The organism is Robbsia betulipollinis (genome assembly GCF_026624755.1).
Taxonomy (GTDB): Bacteria; Pseudomonadota; Gammaproteobacteria; order Burkholderiales; family Burkholderiaceae; genus Robbsia; species Robbsia betulipollinis.
The window spans coordinates 2,390,449-2,415,882 of sequence record NZ_JAPMXC010000001.1 but is presented as its reverse complement, the minus strand read 5'-3'; the positions used below and the strand labels follow the sequence as shown (position 1 = coordinate 2,415,882).

At 64.3% G+C, this 25,434-nt stretch carries 27 protein-coding genes, 1 tRNA gene and 1 riboswitch; of the genes, 15 read left to right on the top strand and 13 right to left on the bottom strand.

Annotated features, from left to right (window positions below; translation table 11 throughout):
• Window positions 1–5: 5 nt before the first annotated feature.
• Window positions 6–902 carry a tRNA threonylcarbamoyladenosine dehydratase gene (locus OVY01_RS10600; protein WP_267847744.1) on the bottom strand — a complete coding sequence of 299 codons (897 nt, stop codon included), beginning with the start codon at window positions 900–902 and terminating at the stop codon, window positions 6–8.
• A gap of 172 nt (window positions 903–1,074) precedes the next feature.
• Between OVY01_RS10600 and pdxH the strand changes: the two genes are divergently transcribed.
• From pdxH to bluB, 4 genes are all read left to right on the top strand, one after another.
• On the top strand, window positions 1,075–1,752 hold the full coding sequence (gene pdxH, locus OVY01_RS10595; protein WP_267847398.1) for a pyridoxamine 5'-phosphate oxidase: 678 nt from the start codon (window positions 1,075–1,077) through the stop codon (window positions 1,750–1,752).
• A 147-nt stretch (window positions 1,753–1,899) separates the two neighbouring features.
• Entirely contained in the window at window positions 1,900–3,117 is a 1,218-nt protein-coding gene (locus OVY01_RS10590; protein WP_267847397.1) for an SAM-dependent methyltransferase, read from the top strand.
• A 48-nt stretch (window positions 3,118–3,165) separates the two neighbouring features.
• Complete coding sequence (locus OVY01_RS10585) at window positions 3,166–4,230, top strand: DUF72 domain-containing protein (RefSeq protein WP_267847396.1); 1,065 nt, start codon at window positions 3,166–3,168, stop codon at window positions 4,228–4,230.
• 50 nt (window positions 4,231–4,280) lie between these two features.
• Window positions 4,281–4,970 (top strand): 5,6-dimethylbenzimidazole synthase, encoded by a 690-nt coding sequence (gene bluB / locus OVY01_RS10580; protein WP_267847395.1) that lies wholly within the window; start codon window positions 4,281–4,283, stop codon window positions 4,968–4,970.
• Here the strand turns inward: bluB and msrA are convergent.
• Window positions 4,967–5,521, bottom strand: coding sequence for a peptide-methionine (S)-S-oxide reductase MsrA (gene msrA, locus OVY01_RS10575; protein ID WP_267847394.1), 555 nt, complete (start codon window positions 5,519–5,521; stop codon window positions 4,967–4,969). The genes bluB and msrA overlap by 4 nt on opposite strands.
• A 164-nt stretch (window positions 5,522–5,685) precedes the next feature.
• Here msrA and OVY01_RS10570 point away from each other — a divergent pair, with 164 nt between their 5' ends.
• Window positions 5,686–6,216 (top strand): flavin reductase family protein, encoded by a 531-nt coding sequence (locus OVY01_RS10570; protein WP_267847393.1) that lies wholly within the window; start codon window positions 5,686–5,688, stop codon window positions 6,214–6,216.
• A 152-nt stretch (window positions 6,217–6,368) separates the two neighbouring features.
• Window positions 6,369–6,644, top strand: coding sequence for an ElaB/YgaM/YqjD family protein (locus OVY01_RS10565; protein ID WP_432422206.1), 276 nt, complete (start codon window positions 6,369–6,371; stop codon window positions 6,642–6,644).
• A 51-nt stretch (window positions 6,645–6,695) separates the two neighbouring features.
• On the opposite strand, the gene OVY01_RS10560 is transcribed toward OVY01_RS10565, so the two are convergent.
• From OVY01_RS10560 to glyA, 6 genes are all read right to left on the bottom strand, one after another.
• Window positions 6,696–7,175, bottom strand: coding sequence for a type IV pilin protein (locus OVY01_RS10560; RefSeq protein ID WP_267847392.1), 480 nt, complete (start codon window positions 7,173–7,175; stop codon window positions 6,696–6,698).
• 21 nt (window positions 7,176–7,196) lie between these two features.
• On the bottom strand, window positions 7,197–7,916 hold the full coding sequence (locus OVY01_RS10555; RefSeq protein ID WP_267847391.1) for a hypothetical protein: 720 nt from the start codon (window positions 7,914–7,916) through the stop codon (window positions 7,197–7,199).
• Window positions 7,913–9,292, bottom strand: a complete 1,380-nt coding sequence (locus OVY01_RS10550) for a hypothetical protein (RefSeq protein ID WP_267847390.1) — start codon at window positions 9,290–9,292, stop codon at window positions 7,913–7,915. The genes OVY01_RS10555 and OVY01_RS10550 overlap by 4 nt, the downstream gene beginning before the upstream one ends.
• Window positions 9,289–9,999: a GspH/FimT family pseudopilin gene (locus OVY01_RS10545; protein ID WP_267847389.1), complete on the bottom strand. Its 711-nt coding sequence runs from the start codon at window positions 9,997–9,999 to the stop codon at window positions 9,289–9,291. The genes OVY01_RS10550 and OVY01_RS10545 overlap by 4 nt, the downstream gene beginning before the upstream one ends.
• A 149-nt stretch (window positions 10,000–10,148) precedes the next feature.
• Window positions 10,149–10,628 carry a transcriptional regulator NrdR gene (gene nrdR / locus OVY01_RS10540; RefSeq protein WP_267847388.1) on the bottom strand — a complete coding sequence of 160 codons (480 nt, stop codon included), beginning with the start codon at window positions 10,626–10,628 and terminating at the stop codon, window positions 10,149–10,151.
• Between the two features lie 8 nt (window positions 10,629–10,636).
• Window positions 10,637–11,884 carry a serine hydroxymethyltransferase gene (gene glyA / locus OVY01_RS10535; protein WP_267847387.1) on the bottom strand — a complete coding sequence of 416 codons (1,248 nt, stop codon included), beginning with the start codon at window positions 11,882–11,884 and terminating at the stop codon, window positions 10,637–10,639.
• 134 nt (window positions 11,885–12,018) lie between these two features.
• Window positions 12,019–12,119, bottom strand: a riboswitch (ZMP/ZTP riboswitch).
• Window positions 12,120–12,272: 153 nt separating this feature from the next.
• Here glyA and ybgC point away from each other — a divergent pair.
• The 8 genes from ybgC to OVY01_RS10495 all read left to right on the top strand — a co-directional run bounded on the left by ybgC (window position 12,273) and on the right by OVY01_RS10495 (window position 18,176).
• Window positions 12,273–12,740, top strand: a complete 468-nt coding sequence (gene ybgC, locus OVY01_RS10530; RefSeq protein ID WP_432422231.1) for a tol-pal system-associated acyl-CoA thioesterase — start codon at window positions 12,273–12,275, stop codon at window positions 12,738–12,740.
• 115 nt (window positions 12,741–12,855) lie between these two features.
• Complete coding sequence (gene tolQ / locus OVY01_RS10525) at window positions 12,856–13,533, top strand: protein TolQ (protein ID WP_267847385.1); 678 nt, start codon at window positions 12,856–12,858, stop codon at window positions 13,531–13,533.
• Window positions 13,534–13,550: 17 nt separating this feature from the next.
• On the top strand, window positions 13,551–13,997 hold the full coding sequence (gene tolR, locus OVY01_RS10520) for a protein TolR (protein WP_267847384.1): 447 nt from the start codon (window positions 13,551–13,553) through the stop codon (window positions 13,995–13,997).
• Window positions 13,994–15,241 (top strand): cell envelope integrity protein TolA, encoded by a 1,248-nt coding sequence (tolA, locus tag OVY01_RS10515; protein ID WP_267847383.1) that lies wholly within the window; start codon window positions 13,994–13,996, stop codon window positions 15,239–15,241. Before tolR ends, tolA begins: the two co-directional genes overlap by 4 nt.
• 153 nt (window positions 15,242–15,394) lie before the next feature.
• Complete coding sequence (gene tolB, locus OVY01_RS10510) at window positions 15,395–16,690, top strand: Tol-Pal system beta propeller repeat protein TolB (RefSeq protein ID WP_267847382.1); 1,296 nt, start codon at window positions 15,395–15,397, stop codon at window positions 16,688–16,690.
• Window positions 16,691–16,708: 18 nt separating this feature from the next.
• Window positions 16,709–17,224, top strand: a complete 516-nt coding sequence (pal, locus tag OVY01_RS10505) for a peptidoglycan-associated lipoprotein Pal (RefSeq protein WP_267847381.1) — start codon at window positions 16,709–16,711, stop codon at window positions 17,222–17,224.
• Window positions 17,225–17,229: 5 nt separating this feature from the next.
• Window positions 17,230–17,982: a tol-pal system protein YbgF gene (gene ybgF / locus OVY01_RS10500; RefSeq protein WP_267847380.1), complete on the top strand. Its 753-nt coding sequence runs from the start codon at window positions 17,230–17,232 to the stop codon at window positions 17,980–17,982.
• Between the two features lie 118 nt (window positions 17,983–18,100).
• A tRNA-Lys gene (locus tag OVY01_RS10495) sits at window positions 18,101–18,176 on the top strand.
• 326 nt (window positions 18,177–18,502) lie between these two features.
• Here OVY01_RS10495 and OVY01_RS10490 read toward each other — a convergent pair.
• On the bottom strand, window positions 18,503–19,588 hold the full coding sequence (locus tag OVY01_RS10490) for an acyltransferase family protein (protein ID WP_267847379.1): 1,086 nt from the start codon (window positions 19,586–19,588) through the stop codon (window positions 18,503–18,505).
• Between the two features lie 707 nt (window positions 19,589–20,295).
• Between OVY01_RS10490 and OVY01_RS10485 the strand changes: the two genes are divergently transcribed.
• Window positions 20,296–21,444, top strand: coding sequence for a porin (locus tag OVY01_RS10485; protein WP_267847378.1), 1,149 nt, complete (start codon window positions 20,296–20,298; stop codon window positions 21,442–21,444).
• Window positions 21,445–21,548: 104 nt separating this feature from the next.
• Here the strand turns inward: OVY01_RS10485 and cyoD are convergent, their stop codons facing one another.
• Genes cyoD through cyoA form a run of 4 tightly spaced genes read right to left on the bottom strand, consistent with a single transcriptional unit; the run spans window position 21,549 to window position 25,398 of the window.
• On the bottom strand, window positions 21,549–21,893 hold the full coding sequence (gene cyoD, locus OVY01_RS10480) for a cytochrome o ubiquinol oxidase subunit IV (RefSeq protein WP_267847377.1): 345 nt from the start codon (window positions 21,891–21,893) through the stop codon (window positions 21,549–21,551).
• Entirely contained in the window at window positions 21,893–22,522 is a 630-nt protein-coding gene (gene cyoC / locus OVY01_RS10475; RefSeq protein ID WP_267847376.1) for a cytochrome o ubiquinol oxidase subunit III, read from the bottom strand. The genes cyoD and cyoC overlap by 1 nt, the downstream gene beginning before the upstream one ends.
• The gene (gene cyoB / locus OVY01_RS10470; protein ID WP_267847375.1) at window positions 22,522–24,504 is read right to left on the bottom strand and encodes a cytochrome o ubiquinol oxidase subunit I; all 1,983 of its coding nucleotides are present in this window, start codon (window positions 24,502–24,504) and stop codon (window positions 22,522–22,524) included. Before cyoB ends, cyoC begins: the two co-directional genes overlap by 1 nt.
• Window positions 24,505–24,507: 3 nt before the next feature.
• A complete protein-coding gene (gene cyoA / locus OVY01_RS10465) occupies window positions 24,508–25,398 on the bottom strand; it encodes a ubiquinol oxidase subunit II (RefSeq protein WP_267847742.1) in 891 nt (296 codons plus the stop codon).
• Window positions 25,399–25,434: the final 36 nt, after the last annotated feature.

Below are 25,434 nucleotides of genomic sequence, written 5' to 3'. Positions count from 1 at the left end.
GATCTTCAGGACGCGTCCGCGAGGACGCGCAACACGTGCGCGGCGGCGGCCAGACCGAAGCTCGCGGTCACGCAGACGCTGGAGCCGAAGCCGGCGCAGTTCAATCCGGCCGGGCCGCCCATCGGCAGCGCTGCGCCCTGGTCCTCCGCCCCCGGCGCGGCGGGTTCGCCGATCGCGCATGCCTCGGCGCCGGGACCGGCCGCATCGGGATACCGCAGCGGCTCGTCGGAGTACACCGCGGCAATCCCGAAACGCGTCTTCGGCGAGCGGGGAAAACCGTGCTGCCGGCGCAGTTGCTGGCGCACCTTCGCCAGCAGGGGGTCCTGGATGGTGCGCGACAGGTCCTCGATCCGGATGCGCGTCGGATCCAGTTGCCCCCCCGCCCCCCCGATCGTGACGATGTTCAGTCCGCGTGCCGCGCACCATGCGATCAGCGCGGTCTTCGTGCGCGTGTCGTCGATCGCGTCGATCACGTAGTCGCAGCCGCTGCCCAGCACGGTCTCGAAATTTTCCGGCCCGATGAAGTCGTCGATCTCGTCGACACGGCAATCGGGATCGATCAGACGGATCCGCTCGGCCATCGCCGTGATCTTGGCCTTGCCATAATTGCCGTCGAGCGCGTGCAGTTGACGGTTGGTGTTGCTTTCGGCGACATGATCCAGATCGACCAGAGTCAAGCGGCCCACCGCGGTGCGCGCCAGCGCTTCCGCCGCCCACGAACCCACCCCGCCAATACCGATGACGACGACATGCGCCGCTGCGAAACGCCGCAGCGCCGGCGCGCCATAGAGGCGTGCGACGCCGCCGAAGCGCCGTGCGCGGTCGGGCGCTTCATGTTGCGCTTCGTGTTGCGCTGCGTGCGCCGACGATGCGACGTCGACAGGCGCGGCGGGAAGATTCATGGCGGTACGCAGGGTCATGGGGGTCGGCAGCCACGCTGCGGGATGCGGTCCGTCGCGGATACCGCGGCGTGGGTCAGGAAGCACCGACGACGCACTGGCCGCGACAGGGTGATGCGCAAAGAAAAACAGCTTTCGCTATACTTGTCACATTGTAGTGCCTGGCCTCGAAATCGTGAACCAACTCTCTGATATCAGAAAGAATTATGCTTACGGATCCCTTTCGGAATCCGATGTAGATCGCGATCCCATCGCACAATTCGCGCGCTGGTTCGACGAGGCACTGAAAAGCGAGATTCCCGAGGCGAACGCGATGACGCTCGCGACCGTGGGCACCGATTTCCGCCCCTCCTCGCGTATCGTTTTGATCAAGGGGTTCGACGCGCGCGGCGTCGTGTTCTTTACGAACTATCAAAGCCGCAAGGGCCGGGAACTTGCCACGCACCCGTACGCCAGCCTGTTGTTCCACTGGATCGAACTGGAGCGGCAGGTGCGCATCGAAGGCCGGGTGGTGAAGACCTCTGCCGCTGAAAGCGATGCCTATTTTCATTCCCGGCCGGTCGGCTCGCGCATCGGCGCGTGGGCGTCGGAACAGAGCGAAGTGGTCGCGAACCGGGAGGCGATCGAATCCCGCGAGACCGCGTTTCGCGAACGCTTCGGCGACACGCCGCCCCGTCCGGAGCACTGGGGGGGCTACCGGTTGCTGCCGGACGCCTTCGAGTTCTGGCAGGGCCGCCCTTCCCGTCTGCATGACCGCATTCGCTACCGTCGCCCGCTCGCAGCGGACGACACGGGCCAGGCGACGGCGTCGCGCGATGCCGCGCCCTGGAGGATAGAACGGCTGTCGCCATGAGTGTCGCACCCCGCATCACGCCAGGAAGCACGCTGTGAATCCCCCCGGCGCCGGCCGTCCCCCTCGCCCAGGACATCCGCTCAAGAGATATCCACTGCGGCCGCGCTAACCACCACGCACACACGATAGACTTGCACGGAGAATGTCATGTTTTGGGAGAAAAAGCTGGCACAGTGGATCGAAGAGGTCCGCACACGAAGCAATGTGCCCGCGCGGCTCGCCCTGTGGGATGGGCAGTCCTACGATTTCGGTACGTTCGAACGGCCCTCGGTCACGCTGCGCGTGAAATCGGCGGCGGCCATGCCGCTGCTGCTCGACCCGAGCCTCGACAATCTGGGCGAGGCCTACGTCAAGGAAAAAATCGACGTCGAAGGCCGCCTGACTGACATCATCAATGTCGGTTATGCGCTCGCCAGGGCCTCGGCCGACGCGCCGAACAAGCTGCAGCGCGTCGCGCGCTACTTCACCCACTCGAAGGCATCCGACAAGAAGTCGATCCAGTATCACTACGACGTCTCGAACGATTTCTACAGCCTGTGGCTCGACCCGAACATGGTGTACTCGTGCGCCTATTTCGAAAATGGCGACGAGGACCTGACCACCGCCCAATTGAAGAAGATCGATCACATCCTCCGGAAGATCGATCTGCAGCCGGGCCAGACGCTGCTCGATATCGGCTGCGGCTGGGGCGCGCTGGTGATCCGGGCGGCGCAGAAATTCGGCGCGCGCTGCGTGGGCGTGACGCTGTCGCAGAACCAGTTCGATCTCGCGACCGAACGCGTCAAGGCGGCGGGACTGGCGGACCGCATCGAGATCCGGCTGCAGGATTATCGCGACGTCACCGGCCAGTTCGACCGCATCACGAGCGTGGGCATGTTCGAGCATGTGGGCCGCAAGAACCTGCCGGAGTACTTCACCCGCGTGGCGAAGCTGCTCGCCGACGACGGCGTGGTGATGAACCACGGCATCACGTCGACCGATCCCGGCAGCGGCGAGACGTCGCACGGCGGCGGCGAATTCATCGACAAGTACGTATTTCCCGACGGAGAACTCCCGCACATCAGCCTGACCTTGCAGGCGATGCAGGAAGGCGGACTGGAAGCGTTCGACGTCGAGAACCTGCGCCGGCACTACGCGCAGACCCTGCGGATCTGGAGCGACAACTACGAAGCCAGGACCCCTCAGGTGCGTGAACTGATCGATGAGGAAAAGTACCGCATCTGGCGCCTGTATCTGGCGGGCTGCGCGTATGCGTTCGAGAACGATGATGTCGCGATCTACCAGATCGTCGGACGCAAGGCGGGCCGTCCGGCCGCCGCGCTGCCGTGGTCGCGGCGCTACATCTACGAGGACGGTTCCCGCTGATTTTCGCGACCACGCTGCCTTCGCGGGAAAACGCCCCGCGCACGCCGCATGGCTGAGCAGGAGGATCTGTTCGGCCACGCGCCCGCGCCCACCGACGACGGTGCGGCGCACGCGCGTCCGCAAGCGCCCCGCCGCTCCCGCCGTGTCGCGCAGGACGATGTCCCATGCCGCCCGCCCGACGCGGTGCCCGAGTTTTTCGCCCGAGCCGGCGCGGCCCTTCCCGCGGGCGTACACCTGGGCACCTCTTCCTGGTCCTTTCCCGGGTGGCGCGGGCTGCTTTATCAGGATACCTATACTGCGAGCGCGCTGGCACACACCGGGCTGGCAGCCTATGCCGCGAGTCCGCTGCTGCGCTGCGTGGGCATCGACCGCTCCTTCTACGCGCCGCTCGCGGCCGACGAATACGCGCGCTATGCCGCGCAGGTGGCCGACGACTTCCGCTTCGTCGTCAAGGCGCCGGCCCGCGTCTGCGACGGCGCGATCCGCGGCACGGGCGGCGCGCCCGCGCGCGTCAATCCCGATTTCCTCGACCCCGCCGTCGCCATCGGCGATTTCATCCAGCCGTGCGTCGATGGTCTCGGCGCGAAGATCGGCGCCCTGGTGTTTCAGCTCTCACCCCTGCCCGACGCGCTGGCCGCCGACCTTCCCGCGGTGATCGACCGGCTGGGACGCTTCTTCGATGCCCTGCCCCCGGCGCCGCACCGTTACGCGCTGGAGATCCGCGACCCGGCATTGCTCACGCCGCGCCTGATCCGCATGCTGCGCGAGCATGGCGTGCGGTATTGCATCGGCATCCATTCCCGGATGCCCGACGCGGCCCGCCAGGCCACGGCGCTCGATCATCTCGACGACGGGCACCCCGGTCCCTTGATCGTACGCTGGAGTCTGCACGCGGGGATGCGTTACGAAGGCGCGCGGACCCGCTACGAACCGTTCGATGCGATCGTCGATCCGGACCTGCCCACGCGCACCGCGCTCGCGGCGCTGGCGGCTCGCGCGGTGCGGGCCGGACAGCCCGCGTATGTGATAGTCAACAACAAGGCGGAAGGCTCCTCCCCGCTGAGTTGCGCCTGGCTGGCCCTGGCCATCGCCGAGGCGATGCGCGCGCGGTAGAATCACGCTGCGCGACCCCGCGCCTACCCGCGGACCGGAACCAAGCCTCCATGGACCCCCAAAACGCCTTCACCCCCGCCGAGACCGCCGCGGTCTACCGCGCGATCCACGAACGGCGCGACATGCGTCATTTCGTGCCCGGCACGGTGCCGCCGGACCAGCTCGCGCGCCTGATCGACGCTGCGCACCATGCGCCCAGTGTAGGCTTCATGCAGCCCTGGCGCTTCGTGCGCGTCACAGATGGCGACATGCGACGCCGGTTGCATGCCCTGGTCGAAGCCGAGCGCCGACTCACCGCCGAAGCGCTCGGCGAGCGCGGAGATGCGTTCATGCAGTTGAAGGTACAGGGGGTGCTCGACAGCGCCGAGGTACTGGTCGCCGGTCTGATGGAAGGGCGCGAGGCCCATGTGTTCGGCCGCCGCACCTTGCCGGAGATGGACCTCGCATCGGTGGCCTGCGCGATTCAGAACATGTGGCTCGCCGCCCGTGCCGAAGGGCTCGGGCTGGGGTGGGTATCGCTGTTTTCGGTGGCCGACGTGCAGCGCCTGCTGGGTATGCCCGAGGGCGCGCGACCCGTCGCCATCCTCTGCCTCGGTCCGGTCGAACGCTTCTACGACGCGCCCATGCTGCAAACCGAGGGCTGGGCGCGACGCCAGCCGGTGGAGCGCTGCCTTGCGGAAAACCGCTGGCCCTCCGCGCCTGCCGAAACCGGCCGCGCGACGGGACCGGAGCCGGTCTAGCCGGCCGCGCGTTTCAGCCGGTGCGCGAAGGACTTGCGCAGCTTCGCGACCTTCGGCGCCACCACGAAAGAGCAGTATCCCTGGTTCGGGTGATTCGCGAAGTAGTTCTGGTGGTAGGCCTCCGCCGCAAAGTAATTGCCGTCCAGTGGCGTGACTTCGGTGACGATCGGCCGGTCGAAGACCTTCCGTTCGTTCAGCGCATCGATGGTTTCCCGTGCGACGCGCGCCTGCTCGTCGGACTCGGTGAAGATCGCCGAACGGTATTGCGTGCCGACATCGTTGCCCTGACGGTTCAACGATGTCGGGTCATGCGTGCCGAAAAAGATTGCCAGCACGTCGCGGTAGGCGATGATCGCCGGATCGAACTGCACGCGTACCACTTCCGCGTGCCCGGTCGTGCCGTTGCAGACCGCTTCGTACGAAGGCTGTCTGACGTGGCCGCCCGCATAGCCCGACTCGACCGCGCTCACGCCCGCCACTTCGAGAAAAATCGCTTCCGTACACCAGAAACAACCGCCGCCCAGCGTCGCAGTTTCCTTGTCCTGTGCCATTTCCATTCTCCATTACGCGTATCAGAGCAGGTTAGCGCCTTTCCGCGTTTCGCGTCCGCCCGGACGCCGGGCGCCGCGCGGCACCTCGGGGCTTTCCGATACAATAGGCCGGTCAGGCATCGTTCAATCCCGCATTCATGCCGCGTACGCCAGGAGCCCCTTACATGCGCGAAGCCGCCGGGCGGGAAGCCGCCCTTCCCGATTTCGACGCCGCCGTCTTTCGGCAGACGCTGGCGCAGTTCGCCACCGGCGTCACCGTCATCACAACCCGCGCCACGAATGGCGAACTTCTCGGCATCACCGCGAGTTCCTTCAACTCCGTCTCGCTGGCACCACCGCTGATTCTCTGGAGCCTGGCGCGCACCGCCAGTTCGATGCCGGTATTCCGGGACAACGCGCACTATGTCGTCAATGTGCTCGCCGCCGAGCAGGTCGACCTGTGCCGGCATTTCGCGACCGTGAAGACCGAGCGCTTCGCCGGCATCGCGCACCGCGTGGGCACGCGCGGGCTGCCGATCCTCGACGGCGCGCTGGCCTGGTTCGAATGTCATAACCGCAGCCGTTACGACGAGGGCGACCACACCATCTTCGTCGGCGAGGTCGAGCGCTGCGGCATGCAGCCTGATCCCGCCACCGGCCGCCCCCTGGTATTCCAGGACGGCCGCTTCCATACGACAGGCCCGCTGGCCGAATGACGGGCGGGAATGGATACAACTCGAAACAAGCTTGCCCGCTGCGGGGCTGCCGCTGTCCGAAATTTCCGTTACGATAATATGCGTTCCGGCGACCGCCTCGATAAGACATCGGCGCGGCATCGATCCTGCCGGCGTCACATAAGGAGAAGTTCATGACGGATATCAAGGCCGTACTGGCAGACGCGGAAGATCTGCTCAAGCAAGCGGCAAGTACGACGGGTGACCGCGCGAACGAACTTCGCGAAAAAGCAATGGCGCAACTCAAGCAGGCGAAGGAAAAGGCTGCCGACGTACAGGTCATCGTCGTCGAAAAGGGCAAGGCCGCCGCGCGCGTGACCGACGACTACGTCCACGATCACCCGTGGCAGTCGCTGGGCATGGCGGCCGCTGCGGGCTTCGTCGTCGGCCTGCTGATCAATCGCAAATAAGCGCCTGGAGCGGCGGCGGTACCGACGCGACGCATGCCGCGCAGCCCATGCTCAGTGTCGCGTCCCGCTCCAGCACCCCTCGAAGGTCTGACGGCCATGCGCGTCCGTGCGTCGGTTGCCCCGCCTTCCCAGGGCATCCAGCGTGAATATGCCGCATCGGTCGGCCCGCTGCGGCCCGCAGGATCGCGGCATCGCTTCGATGATGTACACCGGCATGTCCCGCGCGGCTCCCGTATGCGCGATCCGCACTGAAATCCCGTACGCCGCCGTCGTCGCCGTGCATGCTCCGCCCCCGCCCTGCTCGGCACCGGCACCGTCTCCCTGCAAGCTCCTCTGCGCACCACCCTCGCCGTCCCCGGCCTCCCGCTGCAATGCGCAGGCGTACAAGGCGTGGACCGCGCTTTGGCGGTGGCCGCGCGCCACGTATTCCCGATAGGCCGGCACCGCGTAGGCGCTTACCAGCGCCGCGATCAGAAGCGCCAGCATGGTTTCGATCAGGGTCATGCCGCGCGTCGGTGCATGCATCGTCATCGTCGCGTCTCCTTGCGCGCGTCAGCGTGCGACCGGCGGCGGTTCGGCAACCGCCCGCCAGTGACGCCGCATCCCCCACGCCGTGCGTATCAGGATCGATTGCAGCCAGGTGCCGTTGCCCGCCCCCGGTTCGGTCGCCGGCACACGCAGGGTCAACAACAGCACGTGCCCGAAACCGGGCGCATCGACCCAGGTTTCCACCAGGCAGACCGGCGCCAGGTTGCGGCGTGGCGCGGCCAGCACGACCGGCAACACGATACGCCACAGGTCCGGTCCGGCGGGCCCCTCCGGCCCGTCCGCATCGAAGGCGCGCGCCGCGCGCCAGCGTGCCGGTTCCGGCCGTCGGGCCATCGCGTCCCGCAATACCCGCATCGGATCCCTGAAGGCGGGGACGGCGTCCGGTAGCGCTGCCGGCGCACTCGCGGCGATCGCCGTCGTGGATGCCGTCGTGGATGCCGTCGTCGATGCCGTCGTCGATGCCCTCGTCGGCGGCCCGCCGGGCACCGGCCACGCCAGCATGTGCGTCACGTGGCGTTCGCACAGCGTCAGCGCGGTGTCGGCAAGATGAAAATCGACCATCCTGTCGATGCCGCGGCGCTCGGCACGCATCGTCAACAAAAAAGCGTCGAGCGACACCGCGTTCGACGCGAGCAACAGGCCGGCGACCAGCATCGCGAAAATCAGCGCGGCGCCCGACTGCCGCTTCCTGCACCGGCGCCCTCCCGAACGCCGCCGCATCATGACGCTCCCGTGGGCGTACGCATGTCCCGGGCATCGCCCTGCGCAGTCGCCGCGTTGCGCAGGGCGACGGTGGCGGTGAAAGTGCGACGCAGGTAGCCGTCCTGCGCCGCAGGCCGCCAGCGGCCGTCGCAGTCGCGATAACCGCTGCCCGGCGCCGCACCGCGCGGCCGGCGCACATGGCCGCGGACCGTGACGCAGAATTCCATCCCGCGGACCGAGCGTGTGTGGGTGCCGAGCGCCTGCGCGGCAAGCGGCTCGCGCGCGCCGGGCAGCCAGTAACGGATCCGCAGGCGCTCGACGCCCTCGACGAGCGGATCGCTGCCGCCCCCCGGGCCGTGACAATGCAACCGTAACAAGCCGTAGTTGGCGTCCTTGCGCACGGCGATGCGCGCCGCGGTGACCGTACCGCGGCTGGACAGCAGATAGCCGCCGCAATCGAGGAGTCGGCGCGACTCCGCGCCCTCGCTGGCGGACGCGGGGTCGGCACGGTAACGCATCACCAGACCATCGGAGCCGGGGACCGACGTCAGGCAGACCGGTCCCGGCGATGCGCCCGCCGGGCAATTCACGATGGCCGGCAAGGCGCGCGACGTGCCCGCCGCGAACGACAGGCCGTAGCCGGCCAGGCGGCCATACGCGCGCAGCAGATCGATCGCCGCCTGGCCGTCGAGACGCAGCCGTGCGTCATCGACGCGTCGCGCCTGGCCGTCGCGCCGCATCTGGTAGACGGACAATGCGGTCGTCACGACCATGCCGCCCAACACCGCGGCGATCAGCAATTCGAGCAGCGAGTGGCCGGCGGCCCGCGCGCGACTGCGCGACGGCGCGCGAGACGTAGGCAACGCGGGCGACGCCACGGAAGTCGCCGGCGCCGTGAGGACTTTGGCCGTGGGAGCCGGCGCCGTGAGGGCCTCGGTCGTATCGGGCACGTCCGGTTCGGCGGGCCGGTCGATCAGGACGATGGCCAGACAGTCGCGCCCCGCTCCTGCAGCAGTGCATGCCGCGGCCGCGGACTGCCCGCCTGGCGTCGCGCCGCGCCAGCTCGCCTCCACACGAATCGCGCCACCGTCGAGCGCGATCGCGGCGATCCGCCCCTCGGGAAGCGTGTCCGCCATCCGCGCCGCCAGATCGATCGCCGCGCCGTCCTCCCCGACGGCGCGCCGCGTCTCCGCGAAGGTATCGAGCACGAATGCCGCCCGCAGACGCAGGTCGAGCGCCTGCCGCAGGCGCAGCTGCTGGATCTCCACGCGCGCCAGTTCCAGGGAGAGGGCGGCGACGAGCCACAACGCCAGCAGTACTTCGATCAGCGATTCGCCGCGCGCGCCGCGCGCCGCGCGATGGCCGCGCGCCGGCGGGCGGAACCGACGCCCACTCATTTTCGCACCGAGGTGCAGGCGCTCTCGCTCACGCGAACCCGTCCGCTCAGGCCGATGTACAGACACCGGTTCAGCCGCGCGAGACGGGCGTCGCGCGGTGCGCCCGCCCGACGGTCCGAGGGGGTGCTCGCCAGCACTTCGATATGGCTCGTCGTTCCCGGGGCGAGGCCGGACGGTGGCCGAAAGGTCAGCGACTGAGACGCGCGCGTACCGATCACCGCCACGCCCCGCGGCGCGGAAAAACGCCGCAGCACCGGCAGGGGTGCGGCCGGGCGCGCGCGCCCCGCGCGACGCCCCGCAACGACTGCCCAGCCGCAGCGCCAGTCGTGCCCCGGCGCGGTCCGTCCCGCGCATTCGCGAGGCTGGGTCGAACAGCGATCCTGCGCATCACTGCGGCACAACGTCACCGACGCGCCGCGACGCACCGCCTCGGCGCGCGCGTAGCTCACGGCGCTGACCAGCGCGTGGGTCGTCCATTCGACGCGAAACCGGCGCACGGCGTCGGTGAACACCGGCCAGACGAAGGTCGCCAGACCGCACACCAGCGCGAGCACCAGCAGGGATTCCAGTAGCGAGAACGCCTGACATCGACAGTGCCGGACACCGCGCGCGTACCGCGTCGAAGCATGTCGACGCAGCCCCGCATACCGGCATGGGCAGGAGCGCACGCCGCGAACGGGCAACGACGAAACGGGATCAGCGAGCATGGGAAACACCGGTACCAGGACGATACACGGCAGGGTAGCGGCGCGCCGATGGTGCGGCGAGTCAGCCATCCGGTCAGAGTCGGTCAGGATCGCACGCGCATGCGCTGCCCGAACGTACCGACCCGGCACGGCGCCCGGGGCAGGCGCATCTAGTCGCGCGTGCCCGGCGCCGGCGTGCTGGTGCGGTTGAACTCCTCGATGACGTCCTGGAAATCGGACACGTCCTCGAATTGCCGATAGACCGAGGCGAAGCGGACGTAGGCCACCTTGTCGAGACGACCCAGCGCCTGCATCACGAGTTCGCCCACCGCATCGCTCTTGACCTCGCGCTCGCCGGTGGCGAGCAGCTGGAATTCGATACCGGCGATCGCATCGGCCAGCGCGTCGGCGCTGACCGGGCGCTTGCGCAGCGCGAGCTGCATGCTCGCGGCAACCTTGCGTCGGTCGAACTCGACCCGGCTGCCATCGCGCTTGACGAGCGCGGGCAGCGCCAGCTCGGAGCGCTCGTAGGTCGTGAAGCGTTTGTCGCAGGACGGGCAGCGCCGTCGGCGGCGGATCGCCGCGCCGTCCTCCGACACGCGCGAGTCCACCACCTGGGTGTCCTCATGCCGGCAAAACGGGCAGCGCATCGCGCGCCTCAGCCGTAGACGGGAAAGCGCTTCGTCAGTTCCCCGACCGACTCCCGCACCCGGGCCAGATTCGCCTCGTCCCGCGGCTGCTCGAGCACATCCGCCATCAACTCGCCGACGCGGCGCGCTTCCTCGACACCGAAACCGCGCGTCGTCATCGCCGGCGAGCCCACCCGGACGCCGCTGGTGACGAACGGCTTTTCCGGGTCGTTCGGGATCGCGTTCTTGTTCACGGTGATGTGGGCGGCGCCCAACGCGGCTTCCGCTTCCTTGCCGGTGATCTGCTTGGCACGCAGGTCGACCAGCATCACGTGGCTTTCGGTGCGGCCCGAGACGATGCGCAGTCCGCGCGCGACCAGCGTCTCGGCGAGCACGCGGGCGTTGTCGACGACCTGCTGCTGATAGCGCTTGAAGTCGTCGCCCGCGGCTTCCTTGAAGGCCACCGCCTTGCCCGCGATCACATGCATCAGCGGGCCGCCCTGGATGCCCGGAAAGATCGCCGAGTTGATCGGCTTCTCGAACTCCGCACGGGTCAGGATGACGCCGCCACGCGGGCCGCGCAGACTCTTGTGCGTGGTGGTAGTGACGAAGTCCGCGTGCGGCACCGGGTTCGGGTAGACGCCCGCGGCGATCAGCCCGGCGTAGTGCGCCATATCGACCATGAAGTACGCGCCGACCGACTTCGCGATCGCCGCGAGCCGTTCGAAATCGATCTTCAGCGAGAACGCCGACGCGCCCGCCACGAGGATCTTCGGCTTGCGCTCCGCCGCCAGCCGTTCAGCCGCGTCGTAGTCGATGTCCTCGGCCTCGTTCAAGCCGTAACTGACCACGTCGAACCACTTGCCCGACATATTGACCGGCGAGCCGTGTGTGAGATGGCCGCCATGCGCGAGGCTCATGCCCATGATCGTGTCACCCGGCTTGAGCATCGCGAAGAACACGCCCTGATTGGCTTGCGAACCCGAATTCGGCTGGACGTTCGCGGCCTCGGCGCCGAACAGCGCCTTGACCCGGTCGATGGCGAGCTGCTCGACGATGTCGACATATTCGCAGCCGCCGTAGTAACGCTTGCCCGGATAACCCTCGGCATACTTGTTGGTCAACTGCGAACCCTGGGCGGCCATCACGGCCGGGCTGGTGTAGTTTTCCGAAGCGATCAACTCGATGTGATCTTCCTGACGCTGGTTTTCCTGCCCAATGGCCGCGAACACTTCCGGATCGACGGTCTCAAGCGCGTACTTTTCTTTTGCGAACATAGGGGCTTTCCGAGGATTGATGAGGTTGGCCGGTGCCGGCACGCGGTGCCCCGGTACCTGTTCGCTACGGCAGGGTCCGGCCGAAAGCCCGGTTGGCGTACGAACGTGAAGACAGGACAGTCGATGTGTCGACTCACGGCTGCCCAGGCGAACGGCGGAAAAGCCTAGCGCTTCACGGTGGGCGGTTCCACCTCGGGCCCGTGGCGGGCTCGTATCGCCAGTTACGCTAAGCTGTGACCCGACAGCTTACGCGATTGGCGCATGTCTGGCAATCGCGGCGCGGGAAGCGCCCCGCGCCGCGTTGCCGCCGCGCACGCCCGACGGGGAAGTACCGCAAACTTGTAACAAGTTTTTCCAAGACGTTTCGGCCCCCCGGGCATCGGGTAGAATTCCGCGCATGAATTCCGACCCGCCGCTGCAGGATCCGCCCCCCGCTTTCGTATGGATGAATCGGATCTACTACGAGGACACCGACGCCGGCGGCATTGTGTTCTATGCCAACTATCTGAAGTTTTTCGAGCGGGCGCGTACCGAATGGCTGCGCGCGGGCGGCATCGACCAGCACGCGCTGAGCGAGCGCTCGGGCACGCTGTTCGTGGTGCGGCGTACCGCGGTCGAGTATCTCGCGCCGGCCCGCCTCGACGACCTGTTGCGCATCGACAGCCGGATTACGCGGCTCGGCCGCGCCTCGGTCGAATTCATGCAGACCGCGACATCGGGCACGGCCGCGCTGGCAACCGGAACCATTCTGGTGGCCTGCGTCGACCGCGTTCGGATGCGGCCGACGGCGCTGCCGCCGCAGGTCGTCGCGGCACTGACAGTGCCGGTGCCCGTGCCGGCGAGAATGTCGATCTGATGCCCGTCATGAATGTTTATTGCTGTCCCGAGTGCTTCCGCCTTAACCGTACGACCCTGACCAGCCCGGCCGATCCGGTGCCCCGCGCATACCGCCAGCCATTCAGCCAAGCCCAATGACTCCTACCGAAGATCTGTCGATCGTTTCCCTCGTGTTGCACGCCAGCCTGCTCGCGCAGGCGGTCATGGCGCTGCTCCTCGTGCTGTCCCTGGTTTCCTGGACGTTCATCTTCCGCAAGTGGGCGACGATTCGCCGCGCCCGGGCGCAGACCGAACGCTTCGAGCGCGACTTCTGGTCGGGCGGCGACCTCAACGCCCTGTACCAGAGCGCGGCACACAACCGTCATACGATCGGCGCGCTGGAACGCATCTTCGAGGCGGGCATGCGCGAGTTCCTCAAGGGCAAGGAGCGCCGCGGCGGCGATCCGGCGGCCATCCTGGACGGCGCCCGGCGGGCGATGCGCGCGTCGTTCCAGCGCGAACTCGATATCCTCGAAACCAACCTGCCGTATCTGGCATCGGTCGGCTCGGTGAGCCCGTATATCGGTCTGTTCGGCACGGTGTGGGGCATCATGAATTCCTTTCGCGGCCTCGCGAACGTCCAGCAGGCCACGCTCGCGAACGTCGCGCCCGGCATCGCCGAGGCGCTGGTCGCCACGGCGATCGGCCTGTTCGCGGCGATTCCGGCGGTCGTCGCCTACAACCGTTTTGCGACCGACGTGGATCGCCTGGCGATCCGCTTCGAGACCTTCATCGAAGAGTTTTCGAACATTTTGCAGCGTCAGGCTGCCTGAGCTCAAGGAGAGAAGCGATGGCAGGTTCGATGCGATCCAGCATGCGCGGCGGCCGCGGCCGGCGGGCGATGTCCGACATCAACGTCGTGCCGTATATCGACGTCATGCTTGTGCTCCTGGTGATCTTCATGGTCACCGCGCCCCTGGTGACGCCGGCGGTGGTCGATCTGCCGACCGTGGGCGGCACGGCCGCCGCGCAGCAAACGCCACCGGTGATCGTCAATGTCCGGGCGGACGGCACGATGTCGGTGCGCTACAAGGACGAGGGCGGCGCCGCGCAGGAACTGCCGATGACGCAGTCCGACCTGACGGCCTTCCTGCAACAGCGCCAGCAAGCCTCGCCCGATCAGCCGGTGGTGATCGCCGGAGACAAGGCGGTGCGTTATGAAAAAGTCATGAACGTGATGTCGGAGCTCAAGACGCAGGGCATCAAGCGCGTGGGGTTGCTCGTCAAATCGCAATGAGAAGCGAAAACCATAGCGAATCCGCCCAGGTAAGCGACACGGGCCGCGGCGCTCCGGAAGGTCCCGATCGCGCGGAGTCGCGCCGCGAGGCTGGCCTCGGCCGTGCGTTCGCGTTCGCGGCGTTGATCCACCTGCTGCTGTTCGCCTTCCTCTACTTCGGCATCCAGCGTCCGGTCACCGATTCCTCCGGCGTGCAGGCGGAAATCTGGACCGAGGTGCCGCCGGAGCTGCAGACGCCGCCACCCACGACGCGCCACACCCCGATACCCGCCGTCCCGACGCCGGCCGCCCCGCCGCCGCCGCCGCCGCCGCGCGTCAAAGCCGCGCCCGCGCCGGCTGCCACCGCGCAAGCCGAGGATGCGGAAATCGCCCTCGAAAAAAAACGGCGCCAGCAGGAATCCGAGCACCAGGCCGCGCTCGTCCAGCAACAACGGTTGAAGCAGGAACAAGCGGCACGGGACGCCGCGGCGGCCGAACGCCAGCAGGAGGCGGCAGCCAGACAGCGTGACGCGCAGAACGCCAAGCAGGCCAAGGCCGACGCGCAGCACAGGCAGCAACTGGCGCAGGAGCAGGCGGAACTGGCTGCGCAGCAGGCGCAGAAAGAGGCACAAAAAGAAGCGCAGCAGAAGAAACAGCAGCAGCTCGCACAACAAAAGGCCGCGCAAGCGGCCGATGCGAAGCGTGACGCGCAGAAGCAGGCGCAAGCCGCGGCAGAACAGGCGGCGGAAGAAAAGCAGGCACAGGAAAAAGCGGCCGCGCAAAAGGCCGCACAAGCCAAGCAGGCCGCGAAGACCGCGGCCCAGGCAGCGGAGAAAGTCCAGCAGGCGAAGGCCGCCGCGGCAGCGAAGCGCCAGGCGGATCAGGCGCGTGAATCGCGGCTCGCTGCGTTGCAGGGCATGGCTGCCACCGGCGGGACGGCGGGCGGCGGCGGCGCCGGGTCTACCGGCACGGGTTCCGGTTCCGGCACGGCCTCCGCCGGCTACGCGGACAAGGTCAGGCGCCGCGTGATCCCCAACCTGATCTATGCAGGCAGCACGGAAGGCAACCCGGTGGCAATCGTCGCGGTGACCTGCGCTCCGGACGGCCGGCTCCTGAGCCGGCACCTGACGAAGTCGAGCGGCAACGCCGCCTGGGACGAAGCGGTCATGAAAGCCATCGACGCGTCGGACCCGATGCCGCGCGACGACGACGGCAAGGCGCCGCGCAGCTTCAGCGTGCGCATGCGCCCGCTCGACGCCAAGTAATGCCCAGCCCCCCCGCCCCGCCGGTGCGTGACACGGAGACCGGGACGGGAGCCCGTGCGGGTTCGGGACCGCACACGCCCGCCGACGCGAGTCGTGCTATGTTTATTTTCGCGTCGCCATCCAGCTATCTTTAAAGGCATCGATATACAGCCCATGAATTCAGTCGCCAAATTCGGTCTCAAGGCACTCGTCACTTCCTGCCTGTTCGCGAGCATCGGCGCGGCCCACGCGCAACTCACGATCGATATCTCCGGGGTCGGATCCAATCTGTATCCGATCGCCATCGCCAATTTCAAGAACGAAAACGCCAGCGCGCAGCAGATCGCCGCGGTGATCCGGGCCGATCTGGCGCGCAGCGGACGTTTCTCGAATATCGATCCGGGCGCGACGCCCGTCGGCGAGACCGATTCCGTCGACCTGGGAAGCTGGAAGGCGCGCGGTGCGAACGCGTTCGTCTCGGGCAGCGTGACGCCCACCGCCAACGGCCAGTTCGACGTGCGCTTCCGCCTGTATGACACCGCCACCCAGCAAAGTCTCGGAGGCTTGTCCCTGGTCAGCCCGGCGAGCGGACTGCGGATGAGCGCCCACAAGGTGGCCGACTATATCTATGAAAAGCTGATGGGCGTGCGCGGCGTGTTCGCCACCCGCCTCTCCTACGTGGTGAAAAGCGGCGGCCGCTACCAATTGCAGATTTCCGATTCCGATGGCCAGAACGCGAACATCGCGCTCTCCAGCCCGGAGCCGATCATCTCGCCGGTCTGGTCCCCCAACGGCACCAAGGTGGCATACGTTTCTTTCGAGAAAAAGAAGCCGGTGGTCTACGTTCATGACCTTCCCACCGGACGCAGGACCGTGGTGGCGAACCAGAAAGGCGACAACAGCGCGCCGGCCTGGGCCCCGGACGGGCAGCATCTGGCGGTCGCACTGTCGCAAGATGGCAACACCCAGATTTATATGGTCAATGCCGACGGCTCGGGGCTGCACAGGCTGTCAAATGGCAGTACGATCGACACCGAACCGACCTTTTCGCCCGATGGCCGCGCGGTGTACTTCACCAGCGACCGTGGCGGCGCGCCCCAGATCTACAAAATGTCCGCCAGCGGGGAACGTTCTGGCGGCGGGGCGCAGCGCGTGACGTTCAAGGGTAGCTACAACACCAGTCCGAAAGTCAGCCCCGATGGCAAGCTGCTTGCCTATATCTCGCAGGGCGGCGGTGGATTCAAGTTGTACGTCCAGGATCTCAGCACGGGTGAGGTGAACGCGCTCACCGACACCAACCATGACGAATCGCCTAGTTTTGCGGCCAATGGGCAGTACATCCTGTACGCCACGCGGTCCGGGGGGCGTGGTGTGCTGGCAGCCGTTTCGACAGACGGCCGCATCAAGCAGATTCTGTCGGTTCGGGGCGGCGAAGTTCGTGAGCCGTCCTGGGGCCCATTCATGCAATAACACAAAGGAGAAGTAAAAATGGTACGTGAGCTACGCGGGATCCTGGCCGTCAGTCTGGTTGGCCTTCTGGCCGCTTGTCACTCGGGCGTCAAGCTGGACAAGGATGCGAACGGCAATGGCGCCGGCGCCGGATACGGTACGCAACCGAACCCGAACGCCGTGTCGCAGGTCAACGTCGACCCGCTGAACGATCCGAACAGCCCGCTTGCCAAGCGCAGCGTGTATTTCGACTTCAACAGCTATGCCGTCAGCGACCAATATCAATCGCTGCTGCAACAGCATGCCGAATACCTGAAGGCGCACCCGGAACGGCACGTGCTGATCCAGGGCAACACCGACCAGCGCGGTTCGAGCGAGTACAACCTGGCCCTGGGCCAGAAGCGCGCGACCGCCGTGCAGCGTACGCTGGAAACGCTGGGCGTCCCCGCCTCGCAGACCGAAGCGGTCAGCCTGGGCAAGGAAAAGCCGATGGCCGAAGGTACGGATGAAGATGCATACGCACAGAACCGCCGTGCAGACCTGAACTACCAGTAATCGTGATGCAACGAAAATCGCTCCGTTTCAACCTGTCCCGGACGGCTTTCGTTGCGCTGACTGCCTGGGGGGCGCTGTTCGCGGCGCCTGCCCATGCCTTCAGCGACGACGACGCACGCAAGGCGATTCTCGAACTGCGTTCGCGGCTGGATACCACCAACAATCAACTGAGCGCTGCCCAGCGTGCGGTCATCGATCTGCAGAACCGGCTCGACCAGGCGCAGCAGCAAATCGCGACGGTGCGCGGCCAGAACGAAGAGCTGACCAACCAGCTCGCCACCGTGCAAAGCACGCAAAAAGACTATTACGCGGATCTCGACGCGCGTCTGAAAAAATTCGAGCCGCAGCAACAGACCGTCGACGGCGTCCAGGGCACCGTGCAGCCCGGCGAGACCGAGGCGTTCAATGCTGCGCTCCAGCAGTTCCGTAGCGGCGACTTCAAGGGCGCCGGCGGCGCCTTCAGCGAATTCGTCAAACGCTATCCGCAGAGCCCGTACAAGCCGACCGCCCTCTTCTGGCTGGGCAACGCGTACTACGCGCAGCGCGACTACGCGAAATCGACCGCCACGCTCAAGAGCGTGATCGACGGCTATCCGACGCACCCGCGCGCGGCCGAGGCATTGCTGGCGATCGCCAACAACCAGGCGGAACAGGGCCAGGCAAGCGCGGCGCGCAAAACCTTGCAGCAAGTGATCACGCAGTACGCGGGTTCGCCGTCTGCGCAGGCGGCGCAGGATCGTCTGGCCAAGCTGCACTGAGCCGGCAGGCTGCCATGAGCACATGCGTGATCCCCCAGGCCCGGACCGGTCAGTCTGATCACGCCAAATCAGCTTTACACTTCATGCAAAGCTTCCTATAATAGCGCTCTTGTCTTTTGGGTCGTTAGCTCAGTTGGTAGAGCAGCGGACTTTTAATCCGTTGGTCGCAGGTTCGAGTCCCGCACGGCCTACCAAAGCATTCAAGAAGGGCTTAGCTTCGGCTAGGCCCTTTTTCATTGGCGGAATGGGTAAAATATTAGACATTGTCTAAAGCCTGGCTCATTTTCACCTATCAGCGGCCCCAGGCTCCAATCTCACTCGATCCATCCCGAAGTGCGCATCGTGGCTTCCCTGTGCCATCCCTACGGATTCCGCGCGGGATGGCGTAACACACTCCAAACATCTCGGCAGACTTCTTCAGACTGCCTGTAACCAATATCCCCTTCAACGTTGCACCAGAAACGCAACGTCCCGCCTGCTTGAACATGAAACGGTTGTCGATGACGTCGCGGCAATAGCGTCAGCGCATCGCGCTTGGTTCGATAGCGTGCGGTCTGCGAGCGTTAAACCGCTTTTCAATCAGGTAGAAGCTAAGAGACGCTGCGCCTAGCGTTTCCGCAATCGACAGTGGAAAGCCGAATGCCATCCCCTCATTCAGTCCATTAAAAAGCTGTTGCCACAGATACAGACTGTATGAAATCGTGCCCAGAAACAATACCGGACGGCACAGGAAAACCGATCGCAGGAAGAAATCCTTCCCGATCGCCAATGCGAGGATGAAAACCCCAATCGTTGCCGCCTCGAATGTTCGCAGATAAGTCGCGGTCCAGTACCCTCGCAAATAATGGTGGCAGATCGGAAAGAGGAAAAATATGACGAGCGTCAGGCAGGTCAACGCCGCCTTGCTGTCGAGAATCTTGGAAAACAATATCTTCGCTCTTTCTTGATGAATTGCAAACAGACAGCCGACCAAGATGGAATCGATGCCCGTATGAAACATCGTATTCAACTGCCCTCGAACAGCAGGGAACATGAAGTACGACACAATGCGGATCGAAGGCACGATGACAATCAATGCGGTCAGTACCCACGTGCGCCTGAATTTCATCATGAAAATGAACAGCGCCGGCCAGAACCAATAGAACTGTTCCTCAAGCGACAAAGTCCAGAAATGGCCGAGATACCAAATGCCATCCGGACTCGCCTTGCTCAGAGAATCAAGCCCCAGGATTCCCGCATAATTCCAGAGATAGAACGTTGCGACAAGCATTTGGCGTGAGTCAATGGATAGATACCCTATTGCGCCCACAGTACCGATGATGATCAGATAAATATAAAAAGCAGGGAATATCCGACGCGTACGGCGTAGGTAGAAGTTGGCTAGATCGATGCGTCCGGTCTTTGCGAATTCGCCAAGCAACAGCCGGGTGATGATGAATCCGCTAAGCACAAAAAACAGATGTACGCCCAGATCACCTGCGGAAAACCACTTCAACGGCGTCAGGATTCCAGAATAGCCGCCAGGTACAGTACGTTCAGCATGACCAATGAAAACCATTGCGACTGCCCAACCTCGCAATCCGTCCAGGCTTGCTATCCGTTTCATGAATCCTCCGTAATCAATATATAACGTTAAATTTCTTACGCAGAATTTAAATATCATGAAAATCAATGGTAGTCATGTGGTTAACCGTACGAAATTACCTAATAGCGAATTTATTCTAGGCAACAACACTATCGAAGCATGCTGAGCCAGACATAATTAAAATCTTCGTTGATTATTAAATCGCGAAAAATCAGCAAAAACGAACAAATTAACGGAATCACAAAGCGAACCGATCGACGGTTGGAAGAGACGATGGTCGCTTACCTTGTTCCGCTGTACTTGAGAGATGGCCGACTTACAGGAACGCCTTGTGACGTCGCCCCCTTCTCCTCTAACCCCGGCGACCGATGACCCGCTGTGCCGAACGCAGTCCGATATTTCCTGTGAGATGCGCATCCGATGGCGAGCGGTAGACGCCAGCGAAAAGGGCGCGCCGGCGGCATGATCCCAAGCAGCAACACCGGCTGTTCGTCAATCCCTCCGCACAAAACATACGGTCGTTTGTCTCGCATATGCAGCAACAACAAACTGTTGCGCGAAACGGGATGCCCGGGGAATCCCGCTGTCCTACACTGCGTTACCCGTGCAGCACGTGAAACGCCGCACGGACGCTGGAGCGGACGTCGCAACGAATGGAACGGCGTCGTTCGTCACCGCGCGAGCGGCAGCGTTGCAGGCAAGACACTCGACCGAATTTGGAGATGGAAATGAAAAAGACCCTTCTGGCCGCTGCCGTGACCGGCGCTTTCGCGATGTCCGCACACGCGCAAAGCAGCGTGACGCTCTACGGTACGCTGGACGCGGGCCTGGTTTACACGAACAACCAGGCGGGGCACAGCAGCTGGCAGGAAAACAGCGGCGGCGTATCGGACACGCTGTGGGGCCTGCGTGGCGGCGAGGATCTGGGCGGCGGTCTGCGCGCGGTGTTCAATCTCGAAAACGGCTTCAACATCAATAACGGCACGTTCCGGGAAAGCGGCTCCGAGTTCAATCGTCAGGCCTACGTCGGCTTGCAGAGCGCGCAATTCGGCACCCTGACGCTCGGCCGGCAGTACGACTCGATGGTGGACTTCCTGCAACCGATCGCGGCGACAGGGTCCGGCCTGGGCAACAACTTCGCGTCGCATCCGTTCGACAACGACAATCTCGACAACACGTTTTCAATCAAGAATTCGATCAAATATCATAGCGCGAACTATTCCGGTCTCGAATTCGGCGGTTTGTACGGTTTCAGCAATGGCGCAGGCCAGTTCTCGAACAACCGTGCATACAGCGCGGGCGTGTCCTACTCGAACGGCCCGCTGAATGTCGCGGCGTCGTACCTGCAATTGAACAACGGCGGAACGAACACACTGGGTGCGACCTCCCTGGCCCAGGGTGAAACCAATGTGTCGGCGGGCCTGCAACGCACCTATGGCGTGGGCGCGAACTACGCGTTCGGCCCGGCGACCGTCGGCCTCGTCTGGACCCATACGCAACTGGACAACATCCAGGGCGCGAATGTGGACGGCACGATCGTCACCGGTTTGAGCGGCACCAATCTGCATCTGAACAACTACGAGATCAATGGCCGCTATGCATTGACGCCGGTCCTGAGCCTCACCGCCGCCTATACCTATACCGACGGCCACCTGTCCGGCACCTACGGTTCGGGCGACCCGAAATGGCACCAGGTCAGCCTGTTGAGCGACTACATGTTGAGCAAGCGTACGGACATCTACCTCGAAGGCGTGTATCAACACGCGGCCGGCGACCTCGGCGATGCGGGTTCGAACGTTGCGGCGATCAATTCCCTGAGCCCGTCGTCGACGGCCAATCAGGTCGCCGTCACGGTAGGCATGCGTCACCGCTTCTAAACGTGGGACCGGGCTCCGCGAGGCGCCCGGCGGCGGAGAAGAAAGAGAAAGGCCCGGGGTCGCATCGCTGCGACCCCGGGCCTTTTTCATGGGCCTTGCCGAATTTAACGCGACATCATGTTGATCGATACGTTGTGCATGATCCACAGCGAACCGACGATCAGGATGAAGGCCGTCAGCACCGTGAAGCCGAACGCCATGACGTTCCAGCGCTGCGCCGACGAAGCGTTCATGTGCAGGAAGAAGGTCAGGTGCACGACGATCTGAACCAGTGCCAGGATCGCCAGTACCGGAATCGCCGTGGCGGCCGGCATGACGTGATCCATCACCAGCGCGAAGGCCAGCGCCGTGAGCACCACGGAGAACACGAAGCCGAGGATATAGGCCTTGACGCTGCCGTGACTCGCGCCGGAATCCCCTGCATGCGAAGAATGCGAAGAATGCGCCATCAGATCACACTCACAAGATAGACGAAGGTAAAGACGCAGATCCAGATAACGTCCAGGAAATGCCAGAACAGGCTGAGGCACGCCAGACGCGTGATCATCTTGTCGCTCAGGCCGCCCTTGCCCATCACCTGGAATATCAGTACCGCCATCCAGATCAGACCGATCGAGACGTGCAGCCCGTGCGTGCCGACCAGCGTGAAGAACGACGACAGGAACGCGCTGCGGTCCGGGCCGGCACCGTCGGCGATCAGATGCGCGAATTCGCGCATTTCCAGCCCGATGAAGCCCGCGCCCAGCACGAAGGTCAGCACCAGCCAACCCACCGTCGCGCTCTTGTTGCGGTTGTATGCGCCCAGCATCGCGAAACCGTAGGTGATGCTGCTGACGAGCAGCAGCGCGGTTTCGAGTGCCACGCCGGGCAGTTCGAACAGTTCCTTGCCCGTCGGGCCACCGGCGAACTCGTGCGACATCACCGCGAACACCGCAAACAGCGACGCGAAGATGATGCAGTCGGTCATCAGGTACAGCCAGAAACCGAAGACGGTGGAACCGCCCGCGTCATGACTGTGATGCTCGTCGGGACCATGATCGGCCCCCAGCGGCGTGATCGCCACTTTTGCATTCGACATCAGTTTGCCTCCAGAGTCAGGCGTCGAGCGTGCGCCTCTTCGGTCGCCCGAACGGTCGCCGCGGGAATGTAATAGTCGATGTCGTCATTGTTGCTGCGCACGATCGCCGTCACGATGATCCCGGCCAGGCCGATGATCGCCATCCACCAGATATGCCAGATCGCGGCAAAACCCAGGATGGTCGCGAACAGACCCACCATGACACCGGCCGCCGTGTTGCGCGGCATATGGATGTCCTGATACACCGGCGGTTGCTTCTGCTCGAGAGCGACGTCCTTCGCGTGATGGAAGTGGTCCAGATATTCCACCTGCGGCAGCACCGCGAAGTTGTAGATCGGCGGCGGCGACGACGTCGACCATTCGAACGTGCGGCCATTCCACGGGTCGCCGTTGACGTCGCGGTTACCCGGCAGATTGCGGTCGCGGATGCTGACGTACAGTTGCAGCAACTGGCAAGCGATGCCCAGGGCGATCAACGCCGCGCCGAACGCCGCGAGCAACAGCCACGGGTGCCACGCGGGGTTGTCGTAGTGGTTCAGGCGACGCGTCATGCCCATGAAGCCCAGCACGTACAGCGGCATGAAGGCGACATAGAAACCCACCAGCCAGAGCCAGAAAGCCGCCTTGCCGAGCTTCTCGTTGAGTTTGAAACCAAACGCTTTCGGGAACCAGTAGTTGAAACCGGCCAGATAACCGAACAACACCCCGCCGATGATCACGTTATGGAAGTGGGCGATCAGGAACAGGCTGTTGTGCAGCACGAAGTCCGCACCCGGAATGGCGAGCATCACGCCGGTCATCCCGCCGATCGTGAACGTCACCATGAAGCCGATGGTCCACAGGATCGGCGGCGTGAACTGCAGACGGCCCTTGTAGATCGTGAACAGCCAGTTGAACACTTTGACCCCGGTCGGGATCGCGATGATCATCGTCATGATGCCGAAGAACGAGTTCACGTCGGCGCCGGAGCCCATCGTGAAGAAGTGGTGCAGCCAGACGAGGAACGACAGGACGGTGATCGAGCAGGTCGCGTAGACCATCGTCTTGTAGCCGAACAGCGGCTTGCGGGCGAACGTCGACACGACTTCCGAGAAAATACCGAATGCCGGCAGCACCAGGATGTAGACCTCGGGATGACCCCAGGCCCAGATCAGGTTCAGGTACAGCATGACGTTGCCGCCGCCGTCATTGGTGAAGAAGTGCATGCCGAGATAGCGGTCCAGACCCAGCAGCGCCAGGGTCACCGTCAGAATCGGGAATGCGGCCATGATCAGCACGTTCGTGCACAGCGCCGTCCAGACGAACACCGGCATCTTGAACCATGTCATGCCCGGCGCACGCATCTTGACGATGGTGACGAAGAAGTTGATGCCGGTCAGCAGCGTGCCCACGCCCGAGATCTGCAGACTCCATATGTAGTAGTCGACCCCGACGCCCGGACTGAACTGCAGTTCGGACAACGGCGGGTAGGCAAGCCAGCCGGTCTGCGCGAATTCGCCGATCACCAGCGAGAGGTTGATCAGGACGACGCTCGAGATCGTCATCCAGAAACTCAGCGAGTTGATGAACGGGAAGGCAACGTCGCGCGCGCCGATCTGCAGCGGCACCACGATGTTCATCAGCCCGATCATGAAGGTCATGGCCATGAAGAAAATCATGATCACGCCGTGCGCGCTGAAGATCTGGTCGTAGTGATGCGGCGGCAGGATGCCGGGCGCGTTGAAGGCCATCGCCTGCTGGGTGCGCATCATGATCGCGTCGGCAAAGCCGCGCAGCAGCATGACGAACGCGACGATGATGTACATCACGCCGATGCGCTTATGGTCGACGCTGGTCAGCCATTCGGTCCAGAGGTAGGTCCACTTCTTGAAATACGTCAGCGAGCCGATGACCGCCAGCGCAGCCACGACCATCATCAGGCCTGCGCCCATGATGATCGGCTGGTCGAAGGGGATCGACGAGAGTGTTAGATTTCCGAACATGCTTTATCCCCGCGGACCGGCGGCGTGAGCGGACATATCCATGCCCGCCATGCCGTCCTTCCCGCCTACGTTGTACTTGGCCACGATTTCATCGAACAGATCGCCATTCACCGTCGAGAAATACCGTACCGCGTTCTTCTCGCTGGGCGCTGCAACTGCCTGATAAACGCTCATGTTGAGCGGCTGGGAGGCCGCCCGGACTTTCTGCACCCACGCCGTGAAATCCTGCGGGGACAATGCCAGCGCGCGGAATTTCATGTCGGAGAAACCCCGGCCGCTGAAATTCGCGGACAGACCGGCATAATCCCCGGTCTGGTCCGCGATCAGATGCAGACGCGTCTTCATTCCGGCCATCGCGTAAATCTGGCCACCCAGTTGCGGGATGAAAAACGAATTCATCGCGGCATCGGAGGTAATCTGGAAGTTGACCGGTGTGTTGACCGGCACCGCCAGTTGATTGACCGTCGCGATGCCCAGATCCGGATAGATGAACATCCACTTCCAGTCGAGCGCGACCACTTCCACGCGGATCGGCTTGACCTGCGACTCGAGCGGCTTGTACGGGTCGAGTTCGTGGGTCGAATTCCACGTCAGGATACCCAGGTAGAGAATGATCAACGCTGGCACCGTCCAGATGACGACCTCGATCGCAACCGAATGCGACCAGCCCGGCTTGTATTCCGCCTCGGCGTTGGTCGCGCGATAACGCCACGCGAAAAAGAGCGTCAGGAAGATGACGGGCAGCACGACGATCAGCATCACCCAGACGGATGTCGCGATCAGGTTCCTTTCGGCAAGGCCGACGCTGCCCTTCGGATTGAGCAAATCAAGATCATTACATCCTGAAAGGCACGCGCTCAGAACCACGGCCGATAACCCCGTCAGAGTGGGCATCGCCTTTTCTTTCAAATATTTCACCGGCTTCTCCGC